The sequence below is a fragment of the Streptomyces sp. NPDC102437 genome (genome assembly GCF_044765565.1).
Taxonomy (GTDB): Bacteria; Actinomycetota; Actinomycetes; order Streptomycetales; family Streptomycetaceae; genus Streptomyces.
The window spans coordinates 144402-156953 of the sequence record NZ_JBIWKI010000001.1 but is presented as its reverse complement, the minus strand read 5'-3'; the positions used below and the strand labels follow the sequence as shown (position 1 = coordinate 156953).

At 71.9% G+C, this 12552-nt stretch carries 10 protein-coding genes and 2 pseudogenes; 7 read left to right on the top strand and 5 right to left on the bottom strand.

What is annotated here, in order from left to right; genetic code table 11:
• The first annotated feature begins 356 nt into the window (after positions 1–356).
• Entirely contained in the window at positions 357–938 is a 582-nt protein-coding gene (locus tag ACIRJP_RS00695; protein ID WP_404166742.1) for an adenylosuccinate lyase, read from the top strand.
• 13 nt (positions 939–951) lie between these two features.
• On the opposite strand, the gene ACIRJP_RS00690 is transcribed toward ACIRJP_RS00695, so the two are convergent.
• The 3 genes and pseudogenes from ACIRJP_RS00690 to ACIRJP_RS00680 form a co-directional block, all read right to left on the bottom strand.
• Positions 952–1494: a GNAT family N-acetyltransferase gene (locus tag ACIRJP_RS00690; RefSeq protein ID WP_404166740.1), complete on the bottom strand. Its 543-nt coding sequence runs from the start codon at positions 1492–1494 to the stop codon at positions 952–954.
• A gap of 57 nt (positions 1495–1551) precedes the next feature.
• Positions 1552–3156 carry an alpha/beta hydrolase gene (locus tag ACIRJP_RS00685; protein WP_404166738.1) on the bottom strand — a complete coding sequence of 535 codons (1605 nt, stop codon included), beginning with the start codon at positions 3154–3156 and terminating at the stop codon, positions 1552–1554.
• 180 nt (positions 3157–3336) lie between these two features.
• Positions 3337–3681 (bottom strand): annotated as a pseudogene (locus ACIRJP_RS00680) (radical SAM protein); the annotation flags it as partial.
• Between the two features lie 243 nt (positions 3682–3924).
• Here ACIRJP_RS00680 and ACIRJP_RS00675 point away from each other — a divergent pair.
• The 4 genes and pseudogenes from ACIRJP_RS00675 (at position 3925) to ACIRJP_RS00660 (ending at position 8545) form a co-directional block, all read left to right on the top strand.
• The gene (locus ACIRJP_RS00675; RefSeq protein WP_329817577.1) at positions 3925–4368 is read left to right on the top strand and encodes an SRPBCC family protein; all 444 of its coding nucleotides are present in this window, start codon (positions 3925–3927) and stop codon (positions 4366–4368) included.
• Positions 4369–4556: 188 nt separating this feature from the next.
• Positions 4557–7043, top strand: a complete 2487-nt coding sequence (locus ACIRJP_RS00670) for an MFS transporter (protein ID WP_404166735.1) — start codon at positions 4557–4559, stop codon at positions 7041–7043.
• A gap of 54 nt (positions 7044–7097) precedes the next feature.
• Positions 7098–7690 (top strand): annotated as a pseudogene (locus ACIRJP_RS00665) (SpoIIE family protein phosphatase); the annotation flags it as partial.
• A 111-nt stretch (positions 7691–7801) separates the two neighbouring features.
• The gene (locus tag ACIRJP_RS00660) at positions 7802–8545 is read left to right on the top strand and encodes a methyltransferase domain-containing protein (RefSeq protein ID WP_404166732.1); all 744 of its coding nucleotides are present in this window, start codon (positions 7802–7804) and stop codon (positions 8543–8545) included.
• Positions 8546–8603: 58 nt separating this feature from the next.
• Here the strand turns inward: ACIRJP_RS00660 and ACIRJP_RS00655 are convergent, their stop codons facing one another.
• Positions 8604–9644: an aldo/keto reductase gene (locus tag ACIRJP_RS00655; protein WP_404166729.1), complete on the bottom strand. Its 1041-nt coding sequence runs from the start codon at positions 9642–9644 to the stop codon at positions 8604–8606.
• Between the two features lie 132 nt (positions 9645–9776).
• On the opposite strand from ACIRJP_RS00655, the gene ACIRJP_RS00650 reads away from it, so the two are divergent.
• Entirely contained in the window at positions 9777–10379 is a 603-nt protein-coding gene (locus ACIRJP_RS00650; protein ID WP_404166726.1) for a TetR/AcrR family transcriptional regulator, read from the top strand.
• Positions 10380–10457: 78 nt separating this feature from the next.
• The gene (locus ACIRJP_RS00645; RefSeq protein WP_404166723.1) at positions 10458–11018 is read left to right on the top strand and encodes a hypothetical protein; all 561 of its coding nucleotides are present in this window, start codon (positions 10458–10460) and stop codon (positions 11016–11018) included.
• A gap of 75 nt (positions 11019–11093) precedes the next feature.
• Here ACIRJP_RS00645 and ACIRJP_RS00640 read toward each other — a convergent pair whose 3' ends face one another.
• Positions 11094–12515 (bottom strand): amidase, encoded by a 1422-nt coding sequence (locus ACIRJP_RS00640; RefSeq protein ID WP_404166720.1) that lies wholly within the window; start codon positions 12513–12515, stop codon positions 11094–11096.
• Positions 12516–12552 lie beyond the last annotated feature (37 nt).

The window sequence follows — 12552 nt, the reverse complement described above, 5'->3', positions numbered from 1 at the left end:
CTCCAGAGAATGAGTGACGACTGTGAGGAGGCACGGAGCGCGCACTGTGAGAAGGGATAACCGGCGCGACCCGTGCGGGAGTTGCGTGTCGTGGTAATCGGGGCCGACGCGCCATGGGCACGCCCGGACCCGGAGGGGGCGACGGACTCTGTCCCGGAGTCACGTCTGCAGAACTGCCGAACCGACAAGCACTCCGGGTGGCTGCGTCACCAGGCCACCGGAGCAAGCGGGGATGGTGTCCCGCTCACATGAGATTAACTGCCGGGTAACGAGCGCGCCAGCCCCGGCTCGCTGTGCCCCATGCCACATTCTCCCGCCCCTCGCTACGCAGAGTCCCCGCCGATACGCTGACGGTCATGGACGAGGAGTTCCGGTCGCTCGCGGACCGGCTTGCCGACGAGGCGGAAGCGGCGGGGGAGTCGGCGCAGTGCCGCGGACTGCTCGCCACCGAGGACGAGGAGGAACTGGCCCGCGTCCTGGTGGAACGCGAACGCCCGCTCTGGGCCCGTGAGATCGCTGCCTTCCGGCTCGGCTGCGGCGGAGACCGGCGGGCCTTCGAGGCGCTGGTGCTGCTGCTCAACCACCGCGACCCCGAGCGCTGCGTCTCGGCCGCCCACGCCCTGGTGCGCCTGGGTGACCCGCGTACGCCCCGGGCCGCCGCGGCCCTGGCGACCAACGCCCTGCGCACCGCGTACGCCCTGCACCCGGTGCGGCTGCTCACCGCGCTCCGGGCCCCGGAGTCCGTACCGGCGCTGATGAGCACTCTGGAGCGGCTGCTCGCCCCCGGCGATCCGCACTGGCGCGTGGCGCTCGCCTGCGTCGAGGGGCTCGGGCAGCTGGGGGACGGGCGGGCCCGCCCGCTCCTGGAGGCGGCCGTGGCGCACCCGAGGCTGGGCGGCGCGGCCCGCGATGCGCTCGGCCGGCTGGGCGCGTCCTGAAGGAGCGCCGGGCTCAGGCGGCAAAAGCGCCGAGCGTGCGCAGGTACCGCACCTCGGGAACCAGAGCGCCGTCCGCCTCGAAGGACTCCTCGGCGCCGTCGGGACCGAAGCCCGCTCGCTCGTAGAAGCGGCGGGCCGGGGCGTTCTCCTTCAGCACCCACAGCGCCAGGTCCGGGAAGCCGTCGGCCGTGGCGCGGGTGAGTATCTCCGCCATCAGGGCGCGGCCCGCCCCGGTCCCGATCTGCTCGGGCGCCACGTAGAGCGCGTACAGCTCGCCCCGCGCGATCGGCCTGCCGTTCTCCTGGCGCGCCCCGTAGCAGCCCCAGCCGATCACTCCGAGGTCCGCCCGTTCGGCCACCACGTTCACGAGCGTGGTGCCCCGCGCGAAGGACTCGCGGCGCCGCTCCACGTCCTCGGCGACGGTGAGCTCCATGCCGTCCAGATACGACCGGGGCACCAGCCCCGCGTACGCGGCCTGCCAGCCGCGCACCCGGACCCGGGTGACGGCCTCGCAGTCGTCGACCGTCATGTCCCGCACATGTATTCGTGTCGCCATACGGGCCATCCTGGCGCATCCGCCGGGACGGCCCGTAAGCGAGCCGGAGCGGGGCCGTCAGCCGCGGAAGCCGAGCAGCCCGTGCAGGGTGGCGCCCCTGCTGCCGGTACCCGTCCGCCGCGCCGACCTCGAAGACGCCTCGCCGGTCAGCGGCTGCGGGTCGGGGGACTTCGCGCACACCGCGTCAGCTTCGGCCCGGCTGCCCTCGCCGCGCGGGACGGTGCCCTTGGCGAGATAGTCCACGAGGTAGGTGTCCAGGCAGTCGTTGCCGCTCAGCGTGATGCCGTGATTGCCGCCGCCCTGCTCGACGACCAGGCTGGAGCCGCGCAGCCTGCGGTGCAGGGTGACCCCGCCCTCGTACGGCGTGGCCGCGTCGTCGGTGGCCTGGAAGAGCAGCACCGGCGGAAGGTCGTTGTTGGAGACCCGCACCGGATTCAGCGGCTCCACCGGCCAGTCGGCACAAGGAGCGTTGTACCAGTTGTTGTTCCAGGTGTAGAAGGGCGCCTTGGTGTGCACCCGACGGCTGTCGGCGCTCCAGGTGTTCCACTGCCGGGGCCACTGGGCGTCGCGGCACTGCACGGCCGCGTAGACCGAGTAGCCGTTGTCGTCCTCGGCATCGGCCGCGCCGAACTTCTTGTACGCCTTCACGAGCGCGTCCTGGTCGCCGTCGTCGGTGTACGCGGCGAACGCCTCGGCCAGGTACGGCCAGTACCCGTTGTAGTAGCCGCCCGGCAGGAAGGTGTCCTCCAGTTCGCTCGGGCCGACCTGCCCGCCTGCCGGCCGAGCCTTGACGGCCTCGCGCATCGCGTACCAGGCGGCCTCTACCTTCGCCGGGTCGCTGCCGAGCCGGTACGTGGAGTCGTGCTTCGCCACCCAGGCGGCGAACGCCTTGTGGCGGGCGTCGAAGGCGTAGTTCTGGCCGATGTTGTCGTCGTACCAGACACCGTCGGGGTCCACGTTCGAGTCGAGGGCGAAGCGCCGCACCCGCTCCGGGAACAGCTTTGCGTACACCGCGCCGAGGTAGGTGCCGTAGGAGTACCCGAAGTAGTTGAGCTGCCGGGAGCCGGTGGCCCGCCGGATCACGTCGAGGTCCTTCGCGGCGCTGAGCGTGTCCATGTACGGCAGCAGATCCGGGTACTCGCGCCCGCAGGCCTCGGCGAACGAACGGGCCCGGTTGCGGTTGGCCTCCTCGACGCCGGGCGAGCCGGGCACCGAGTCGGGGCGCACCGGGTCGAAGTAGCCCGGTACGCAGTCCAGCGCCGGCCTGCTCCTCCCGACGCCGCGGGGATCGAAGCCGATCACGTCGTACTGCGCGGCGACCGCCTTCGGCAGTGCGGACGCCACGAATCCGGCCATCGAAAGACCGCTGCCCCCGGGGCCGCCCGGGTTGACGAGCAGAGGGCCCTGGAAGGTCTTCGCGGTGTGCGGGACGCGGGACAGGGCGAGGGTGATCTGCCGGCCCGACGGGTCGTCATGGTCGAGCGGTGCACTGACCGATGAGCACTGCAGCCGCGGATAGGACTTGGTGGCGCAGTCGGTCCATTCGAGCTTGGCGGCGGCGGGCCGCGCGCCGTTGTCGGCGGTTGCCGTGACCGGTGCGGTGGTCACCAGACCGGCGACCGTCGCTCCGACGGCGAACAGAATTACCGGACGTTTCGTCATATGGCCTCCCGTGATGGGGGAAACACGGCTGCGGGTGGCGCAGCCCCCGCCGCATGCTCCCCGCATTCGCGTCGGGAAGGGCCTGTTGTGTCGAGAGTTGACCCGTTTGCCCGTATCGGCATTGCCGGGCCGTCCGCGAAGGTCCGGGCGGACCGGGCGGGTCGGGGCCGGCGAGGCGGGTCAGGGGAGGGTCAGCTGCGTGGGCCCGGGGCCGCCGAGCGGTGCGTGCTGCTGCGTTCGCTGTCCGTTCCGGGTGGGGAGGTGCCGGGGCGTGCCGCGGTGCGAGGGTCCGATGCCGAACTCGGCCGCCAGTTCGTGGACGTACCGGGTGATGCGGCGCTGGTACCACTTGGGCGCGTAGGCCCCCTCGGCGTACAGCCGCTCGTACCGCCGCATCAGGTGGGGGTGGTGCTTCCCGAGCCACTGCGTGTACCACTCCCGGGCGCCGGGCCGCAGATGGAGGACGAGCGGGGTCACCGAGGTCGCCCCGGTGGCGGCGATCGCCCGGACGGTGGCGCGCAGCTGGTGTGTCAAGGGAGCGCGTGGTCACCGCGTCGGCGGTGAAGGGCGCGCTGTTCCCGGTCGTGGCGGGGTTCTCGACCAGATTGTCCCAGCGCATGGACGCCTCCTGGGTAGCACTGGACAGAGAATAGAACACTTGTTCCCTTGATCGTTTTCTCCCCTTCGCCCAGGCTCGGATTTTGAGCGGCGCGCCCGAGGTGGTTGGCTCAGCACACCCCCGAACAACCGAGTGCTGGAGGAACAGCCATGGCGCAGGTCGAGGCCACGACAGAGCGAGTCATCGCCGCGGACGCGGAGACGGTGTTCGACGCGCTGGCCGACTACAAGGAGGTCCGCGGCAAGGTGCTGCCCGGACACTTCAGCGAGTACGAGGTGCGCGAGGGCGGTGACGGCGAGGGCACCCTCGTCCACTGGAAGCTCCAGGCCACCAGCAAGCGGGTCCGCGACTGCCTGCTGGAGGTCAGCGAGCCCACCGACGGCCAGCTGGTGGAGAAGGACCGCAACTCCTCGATGGTCACCACCTGGACTGTCACCCCGGCCGGCGAGGGCAGGTCGAAGGCCGTCGTCTCGACCGTCTGGAACGGCGCCGGAGGCATCGGTGGATTCTTCGAGAAGACCTTCGCGCCCAAGGGCCTCGGGCGGATCTACGACGAGCTGCTGCAGAACCTCGCCGCCGAGGTCGAGAAGTAGCCCGCCGGGCTCTTGACCGGCCTCACCGGTTCGGGTGGTTTTCCCGGCCCGTCCAGTGGCGCGCCGTAGTGGCTCCCACCGGGGGCTAAGCCCCCCGAGTGCGCCGTCAGCGCCCCCCGTCGCGTTTGCCCTCCCTTCTCGCCCAATGGCAGAAATGGGCGGCGCAGATGCGACGAGGGGAGCGGCACGTGGTGGGTGGGATCACTCTGTTGGGGGAGGAGCCGGGAGGCACGGGGGCCGCCCAGGCTGCTGCCGCGCCACCCGACGAGCCGCCCTCGCCGCCCTCAGACGGGGCGGAAGCCGCGGAACGGGACCAGGTGTCGGCCCCGTACGGCGCACAGGCCAGCCCCCGGAACATCCGGCTGATCTTCCTCGGGCTGATGCTCACGCTCCTGCTCGCGGCGCTCGACCAGATGATCGTCGCCACCGCGCTGCCGAAGATCGTCGGCGAGTTGCACGGCCTGGAGAAGATGTCCTGGGCCGTCACCGCATATCTGCTCGCCTCCACGATCGGACTGCCGATCTACGGAAAGCTCGGCGACCTCTTCGGCCGCAAGGGCGTCTTCCAGTTCGCCATCGTCGTCTTCGTCATCGGCTCCGCGCTCGCCGGCTGGTCCCGCACCATGGACGAGCTGATCGCCTTCCGCGCCGTCCAGGGCATCGGCGGCGGCGGGCTGATGATCGGGGTCCAGGCGATCATCGCGGATGTCGTGCCGCCCCGGGAACGCGGCCGGTTCATGGGGCTCATCGGCGCCGCGTTCGGCCTCGCGTCCGTGGCGGGTCCGCTGCTCGGCGGCTTCTTCACCGACCACGCCTCCTGGCGCTGGTGCTTCTACATCAATGTCCCGTTCGGCCTGGTCACCCTCGCCGTCATCACCGTCGTGCTGAAACTCCCCAGGCCCACCGTCCGGCCCCGGCTCGACGTCCTCGGCGCGCTGCTGCTCGCGGCCGCCTCCACCTGCCTGGTGCTGCTGACCAGTTGGGGCGGTACGGAGTACGCGTGGGGCTCGCGCACCATCCTGGGGCTGGGGGCCGGCGCCCTCGGAACGGCCCTGCTGTTCCTGGTCGTCGAGCACCGGGCGGCCGAGCCCATCATCCCGCTGCGGCTGTTCCGTGACTCGGTCTTCAACGTCACCGCGCTCGTCGGAGCGATCGTCGGGGTGGGACTGTTCGGCGCCGCCAGCTATCTGCCGACCTTCCTCCAGATGGTCGACGGGGCCACGGCCACCGAATCCGGCCTGCTGATGCTCCCGATGATGGGCGGCATCGTCATCGCGTCCGTCGTCTCCGGCCAGATGATCTCCCGCACCGGGCGCTACCGCGTCCACCCGATCCTCGGCAGTGCGATCTCGGTGGTCGGGATGTGGCTGCTCTCCCGCCTCGAAACCGACACCGCACCGCTCGAACACAGCATCGCGCAGGCCGTGCTCGGCATCGGGATCGGGCTGATCATGCCGGTCCTGGTGCTCGCCGTGCAGAACTCCGTCGAACCCGCCGACATCGGCTCCGCCACCAGCGCCAACAACTACTTCCGGCAGATCGGCGGCAGCGTCGGCGCCGCCGTCTTCGGGACGCTCTTCGCGGGCCGCCTCGCGGACGCGCTCGCCCTCCGCCTGCCTTCCGGCGCCGACCTCCCCGACCCCGAGTCGATCACCCCGCAGCTGGTCCACGCCATGGAGCCCGCGCTGCGCGACAGTTATGTCCAGGCGTACGCCGACGCGATGCCGCGGATCTTCCTCTACCTCGTGCCGGTGCTCGCGCTCGGCCTGTTCTTCGCCTTCTTCCTCAAGGAGAAACCGCTGGTGTCCCACCACAGCCCCGAAAACGCCGCCGAGTCCATGACCGTTCCGGCCGCCCGCACCACCTTCACGGACACGACCGACGAGTCCGCCGCCGCGCCGCCGCCCGTCTACCTGTCGGGAGTGCCGGTCTGCGGCAGCGTCCAGCACCCCGACGGCACGAAGGTCCCGCGCGCCGCCCTCACTCTCATCGACGTCCAGGGCCAGCAGGTCGGACGGGGCGCGAGCGGCGACGACGGGCGGTACGCGCTGAGCGTGCCGGGCGCCGGTTCGTACGTGCTCATCGCCGCGGCCGGCGGCCACCAGCCGCAGGCCGTCAGCGTCACCGTGGGCGAACGGCCGGTCGAGCTCGATGTGGTGCTCGGCGGGGCCGGGCGCCTCGCCGGCACCGTCGTCACCGCCGACGGCATCCCGGTGCGCGACGCCGCCGTCACCCTCACCGACGTCCGAGGCGAGGTCGTGGCGTCCACCCGCAGCGGCCGCGAAGGCGGCTACGTGATCTCGGAGCTGGTGGCCGGGGAGTACACCCTCGCCGCCAGCGCCCCCGCCTTCAGGCCCGCCGCGCTGCCGGTGAGCGTGCAGGCGGCCAGGGAGACCCGGCAGGACATCGAGCTCGCCGGCGGCGCGGTGCTGCGCGGCGTCGTACGGGCGAGCGGCGGCCGGCCCGTCGAGGATGCCCGGGTCACGCTCCTGGACGCGGCGGGCAATGTGGTCGACACCCTCACCACGGGCCCCGACGGCGCCTTCCGGTTCGTGGACCTGTCCACCGGCGAGTACACGGTGATCGCGGCCGGGTATCCGCCGGTGGCCACCGTGCTCCAGGTGGCGGGCGGCGGACGCACCGAACGCGACCTCCAACTGGGCCACGAGGACTGAGCGTCCGGAGGGACGACGGGCCGGCCGACGGCTTCCCCGACCGGCCCCGGACCGTGCACCGACGGCCTGGTCGAGGTGCGCGACCAGGACGTCGGGGCCGGGCTCGCCGCGCTCTGCGCCTCGGCGGCCCATCCCGCCGCCTCCATGGACGACGCCTGCGACACGATCATCCGTGCTCTGAACCCGAGCGGGGGCCGCAGGGACGACGTGGCGCTGCTGATGGCCCGGCTGAACGGCATCGCGGACGGCGACGTCGCACAGTGGCAACTCGCCCTGGTCCAGGCTAAGTGGCGCGGTCGCGAGGCCTGGTGCGCGGGAAGCTGCTCGACTGGGAGCTGCAGGACGCGGGGGAGTCGGCCGAGCTGATGGTCAGCGAGCTCGTGACCAATGCGGTGAAGCACGGCCGGTCCCACCACATCGTGCTCCGCCTGGTGCGCACCGGCGCCCTGCTGTGCGAGGTCAGCGACGACGAACCCGCCGCGGTCGCACTGCTCGACGCCGCCACCCACGACGAGTCCGGACGCGGCCTGCTCCTGGTGAGCAGCCCGGCCCGCGAATGGGGCACCAGCACCACGGCCAACGGCAGGACCGTCTGGTTCGAACAGGCGCTGAACATGATCCCGGGGCCCAGGTCGCACACGTGGTGAAGTCCTCGCCACGAGCGGGTGGATGCTGTGCCGGGTCTTGCCGCGGCCGTCCCGGGACGGTAGTCCGGTCCTGAGCACAACGCCGCACGACGAACGGACCGGGGAGCGCGCATGGACGTGTCACAGGACTACCGCGAGGCGTGGGAGGGCTTCTGGGCCGCGACCTCGGACCTGCCCGGCGAAGCGATCTGGGACTCCGACCCCTCCCTCACCTCCGTACCCGACACCGAACGTCTGCTGCCGCACGCCGACACCTCGCTGCCCGTCGTCGACCTCGGCTGCGGGAACGGTACGCAGACCCGCTATCTCGCGACCCGTTTCGCCCGCGCGATCGGTGTGGACCTCGCACACGCGGCCATCGCGCACGCCCGCCGCGCGGACACCGCGGGCGTCGCCGAGTTCGCCCAGCTCGATCTCGTCGACGAGGAAGCCGTGGCGGACCTGCACAAGCGGATCGGCGACACCAATGTGTACATGCGAGCGGTGATCCACCAGAGCGAGCCCGGGGCCAGGCCCGCCGTCGCCGCGGCGGTCGCGGCGCTGCTGGGGGAGCGCGGACGGGCCTTCGTGGTCGAGCCGACCCCGGCCTCCAAGGATGTGCTCCAGCTGGTGGCGCAGGGGCCGGACGGCCCGCCGGAGAAGCTGCGCCGGGTGCTTCAGCACGGGCTCAGGCCGGCGAGCGCCACGGAGGAGGAGGTGCGGCGGCTGCTCCAGGAGGCCGGCCTCACCACACTGGCCGGCGGTGCGACCGCCCTGGCCCAGACCGAGTTCCTGCCCGACGGGACCCGCGTCGAGCTGCCGTCGCGCTGGTACGTGCTGGCACCCGCGGAGCGTGGGGAAGCAGGCCGGCGGTAGGCCCTGTCGTCGAACTGCCGTCTGTCGCTCGGTTCGACGACAGGGCCGCCGTGGCGGGTCAGCCCGTGGGCCCGCGCCGTCGCGCCGCGGTGGCCAGGGCCGGGCTGCGGTAGTCGGTGTCCGAGAGGTTGAGAGTGACACCGGGCGGGACGATCGCGTCGATGCGGTCCAGGATCCCGTCGTCGAGAAGGAGCTCCGAGGCGGCGAGCTGGTCGGTCAGCTGGTCGACGGTGCGGGGCCCGAGGATCACCGAGGTGACCGCCGGGTGGGTCGCCGCGAACGCCAGCGCCAGGTGCGTCAGCGGGACACCCGCCTCCCGTGCCACCGCCAGCAGTTCCTCGACGGCTTCGGCCTTGCGGCGGTTGCCGGGCAGTTCGAGGTCGAACTTGTGCGCCACCACGCGGCGGAAGGCGTCCAGTTCGACCGGCTTGCCGTGGCGGAACCGCCCCGTGAGCCAGCCGCTGTTGAGCGGGCTCCAGGTCAGCACGCCGAGTCCGTACTTCTGCGCGGTGGGCAGCACGTCGGCCTCGATGCCCCGTACGAACAGCGAGTACGGCGGCTGCTCGGTGCGGAAGGGGATGTGGTTGCGCCGGTCGGCGGCCCACTGGGCCTCGACGAGCTGCTCGGCGGGGAAGTCCGATGTGCCGATGGCCATGATCTTGCCCGCACGCACCAGGTCGGACAGCACGGACAGCGTCTCGTCGATGTCGGTGGCCGGGTCGGGGCGGTGCACCTGGTAGAGGTCGATCCGGTCGGTGCCCAGCCGGCGGAGGCTGCCCTCGACGGCCCGGGTGAGCCAACGCCGGGAGTTTCCGCGCCGGTTCGGATCGTCGTCCCCCATCCGCACCGGGAAGTGGCCCTTGGTCGCGAGCACGACCTCGTCGCGCCGGCCGTGCAGGGCCTTGCCGATGATCTCCTCGGCCTCGCCGCCGGAGTACTGGTCGGCGGTGTCGATGAAATTGATCCCGCCGTCCAGCGCCGTGCGGATCAGCCGGGTCGCCTCGTTGTGGTCGCTGTTCCCCCAGGCGCCCAGGTGCAGGGTGCCCAGGGCGAACTTGCTCACGGAAATTCCGGTGCGGCCGAGAATCCGGTGCTGCATGACTGCCCCCTGATGTCGTATCCCCCGCGGAGAGGCACGGAGATGCTACCTCTTCGACGCGGTGAAGGTAATACATGCAACATCAGTGTTGCAAGTAGAGGTTCGAGTGGAATGCTGATGTAGCGTTTCGCCATGACGGTGCAGAAACAGCAGGCGAAACGGCCCCTCCGGGCGGACACCGAACGGACGGTGCGGACCATCCTGGAAGCGGCCGAGCGTGTCCTGGCCGGCAACCCGGCGGCGACCATGGAGCAGCTCGCACGGGCCGCCGGGGTCGCCCGGACCACCGTCCACCGCCGCTTCGCCACCCGTGAGGCGCTGCTGGACGAACTCACCGGCTGGGCCGCCCGCCAGTTCGCCGAGGCCGTGGACGCCGCCCGCCCGGACGCCGCCCCTCCGCTCGTCGCCCTCTACCAGGTCACCGCCAATGTCCTGCGCGTGAAGACCGACTGGTCGTTCGCCATGAACCGCACGGCCGAGGACGGCCACCCCGAGGCGGCCCGTCTCCACGCCGAGGTCCGGGCCACCTGCGCCCGGCTCTTCCGCCGCGCCCAGGAGGCGGGCGTGCTCCGCCCCGACATCGACCTCGACTGGACGCGGCGTGTCTACTACGGCCTCATCCACGAGGCGGCAAAGGAGGGAGTGGAAGGCGGGGACGCCGACGCGCTCGCCACGCGCGTCGTGGACACCCTGCTGCGCGGGACGGGAGGGCCGGCCGGGCTGGCGGGAGCGTGATCGGGCATGCGTGGCAACGGCACAACAGCGGTACGACGCCCGTTCGGTCCGCATCCGGCAGTTGATAGCGTGCTCGTCGTGACGGAACTGGAAGAGCTGGTCCTGACCCCCGGCGAACGGGCCCGGGGGGTCCGGGTCGACAGTGTTGTGTTCGAGATGGACTGGACCGGTGAGGAATCCCCGGGCCGGCTGGCGGAGTTCGTGGCCGGGCGGGTGCGGGCCTTCGGGGCGGAGCCGGCAGGCGTCGACACCGATGCCGTCTACCGTGCGGCCGAGGCCGACCCGACCCTGCGGCGCGGTGACTTCCCGGTCCGTCAGCTCGATCATCTGTCCGGGGTGCTGGCGAACCTCGGCTGCACGCTCCTGGCGTGGGACAACGGCACCGACACCTACGAGGTTCTGGTCGCGCTGACCGGCGAGCACGAGCCGACCGGGCTGACGCACCAGGGCCTCCCGGTGCGGGTCTGGGGTTCGGAGCGCGACGAGACCCTGGTCAGCCTGAACTGCCCGAACTGCTCGTCGATGCTGGTCTGGGAGTTGGCGGCGAACCAGACCCTGGCCGGCGAGCGCTGCGATTGCGGAACCGCGTTGTTCGACGCCACCGGCCTCCCACTGCCCGACGTCACTCTCCACGGCTGAGCCGCCCGGCGCCTCCGAGTTCCCGGACGTCGCCGGGGGTCGGGGTGGCGAGGTGCACCTCGCCACCCCGCATGCTCATGCGAGGGCGTCCCGGCGCAAGCCACCGTAGCGGTGGGCCCACGGCAGGGCCTCCTCCAGCCGGGCCGAAACGCCGAGCAGGAGATCCTCGCGGCCCCATCCGGCCGTGAGCGAGACCCCCAGTGGCAGGCCCTGCGAACTCCAGCCCAGCGGAAGGCTGATGGCCGGGAACCCGGTGGCGTTCGCCAGGACGGTGTTGCCCGTGAACGCGGTCATCGCGGCAAGCTCCGCCGCCGGGTCCGAGTCGTCGCGGAGTTGACCGACGAGGATGGGCGGGGCCGTCACGGTCGGGGTGATCACCACGTCCGCTTCCGCGTAGTCGAGCGCCCAGGCGCGGGCGCGGGACTGGACCGTACCGATCGAGGCGGCCAGCTCGGCCGCATTGAACTCCTGTGCCCGGGAGCGGAGATGGCGGACGATCGGACGCAGGGCCGACTCGTCGAACGCCATGGTCCTGGACCCCACCAGGGCCATGAACATCACCTGGAAGCCCTCGGTGAGCTCGGGGTCCGGCGCCTGGTCCCGGACGAACACGTCATGCCCGAGCCCGGCCAGCGTGCGGGCGGTGAGCTCCGCGGCGGCGGTGACCTCCGGATCCACGGGCGAGCCCGAGACCGACCCCTGGGCGAGTGCGATCCGCAGCCGTGGCAAGGGCGCGTCGCAGGCGCGCTCGTAGCTGCCGACCCGGGGCGGATGCAGGGTGCCGGCCCCGGTACGGGTGGTCAGAGCGTCGAGGAAAGCGGCGGTGTCGCGGACCGTGCGGGCCAGCGGGCCACGCACGGAGAGCCCCATCCCGTCATTGCCGGCCGGGCCCGCGGTGACGAGCCCCCGGCTGGGCTTGAGCCCGACCACCCCGCAGGCGCTCGCGGGGGAGCGCACCGAACCGGCGGTGTCGCTGCCCTGCGCGATCGGCACCAGCAGCGCACCGACCGCCGCGGCCGCGCCGCCACTGCTCCCGGCCGCACTCCGGGCGAGGTCGAACGGGCTGCGTGCCGGGGCGGACACCTCGGGCTCGGTGTAGCAGGCTGCCCCGAACTCGGGAACCGTCGTCTTGCCGAGGCTGATCAGCCCGGCGTCGGCCATGACCTCGACGATCTCGTCGTCGTGCTCCGGAACCCAGTCGCGGAACAGTGCGGAGCCCAGCGTGGTGCGCACCCCCGCAGTGGCCTCAAGGTCCTTGACCGCGGTGGGCACGCCGAACAGGCGCGGCAGTGCGGTGCGGTCCGCCGAGCGCAGGACGCGTTCGGCCCCGGCCGCCGCGATGCGGGCCCGGTCGGCCGACACGGTGGTGAACGCCCCCACTCGGTCGCCCTCCGCGATCCGGGCCAGCAGGTGGTCCACCACCTCGGTCGGACACGTTTCGCCACGCTCGTAAGCGGCGGCCAGCTGTAGGGCCGTGAGGTCGTGCAACTCCGTCATGCGCGCTCCCATTGAAGTTTCGTTACGCGTATCGATA

Coding starts and splice junctions, on each gene's coding strand:
- ACIRJP_RS00685 (WP_404166738.1), bottom strand. CDS start 3,156: ATGACGAAACGTCCGGTAATTCTGTTCGCCGTCGGAGCGACGGTCGCC.
- ACIRJP_RS00690 (WP_404166740.1), bottom strand. CDS start 1,494: ATGGCGACACGAATACATGTGCGGGACATGACGGTCGACGACTGCGAG.
- ACIRJP_RS00655 (WP_404166729.1), bottom strand. CDS start 9,644: ATGCAGCACCGGATTCTCGGCCGCACCGGAATTTCCGTGAGCAAGTTC.
- ACIRJP_RS00650 (WP_404166726.1), top strand. CDS start 9,777: ATGACGGTGCAGAAACAGCAGGCGAAACGGCCCCTCCGGGCGGACACC.
- ACIRJP_RS00660 (WP_404166732.1), top strand. CDS start 7,802: ATGGACGTGTCACAGGACTACCGCGAGGCGTGGGAGGGCTTCTGGGCC.
- ACIRJP_RS00695 (WP_404166742.1), top strand. CDS start 357: ATGGACGAGGAGTTCCGGTCGCTCGCGGACCGGCTTGCCGACGAGGCG.
- ACIRJP_RS00640 (WP_404166720.1), bottom strand. CDS start 12,515: ATGACGGAGTTGCACGACCTCACGGCCCTACAGCTGGCCGCCGCTTAC.
- ACIRJP_RS00675 (WP_329817577.1), top strand. CDS start 3,925: ATGGCGCAGGTCGAGGCCACGACAGAGCGAGTCATCGCCGCGGACGCG.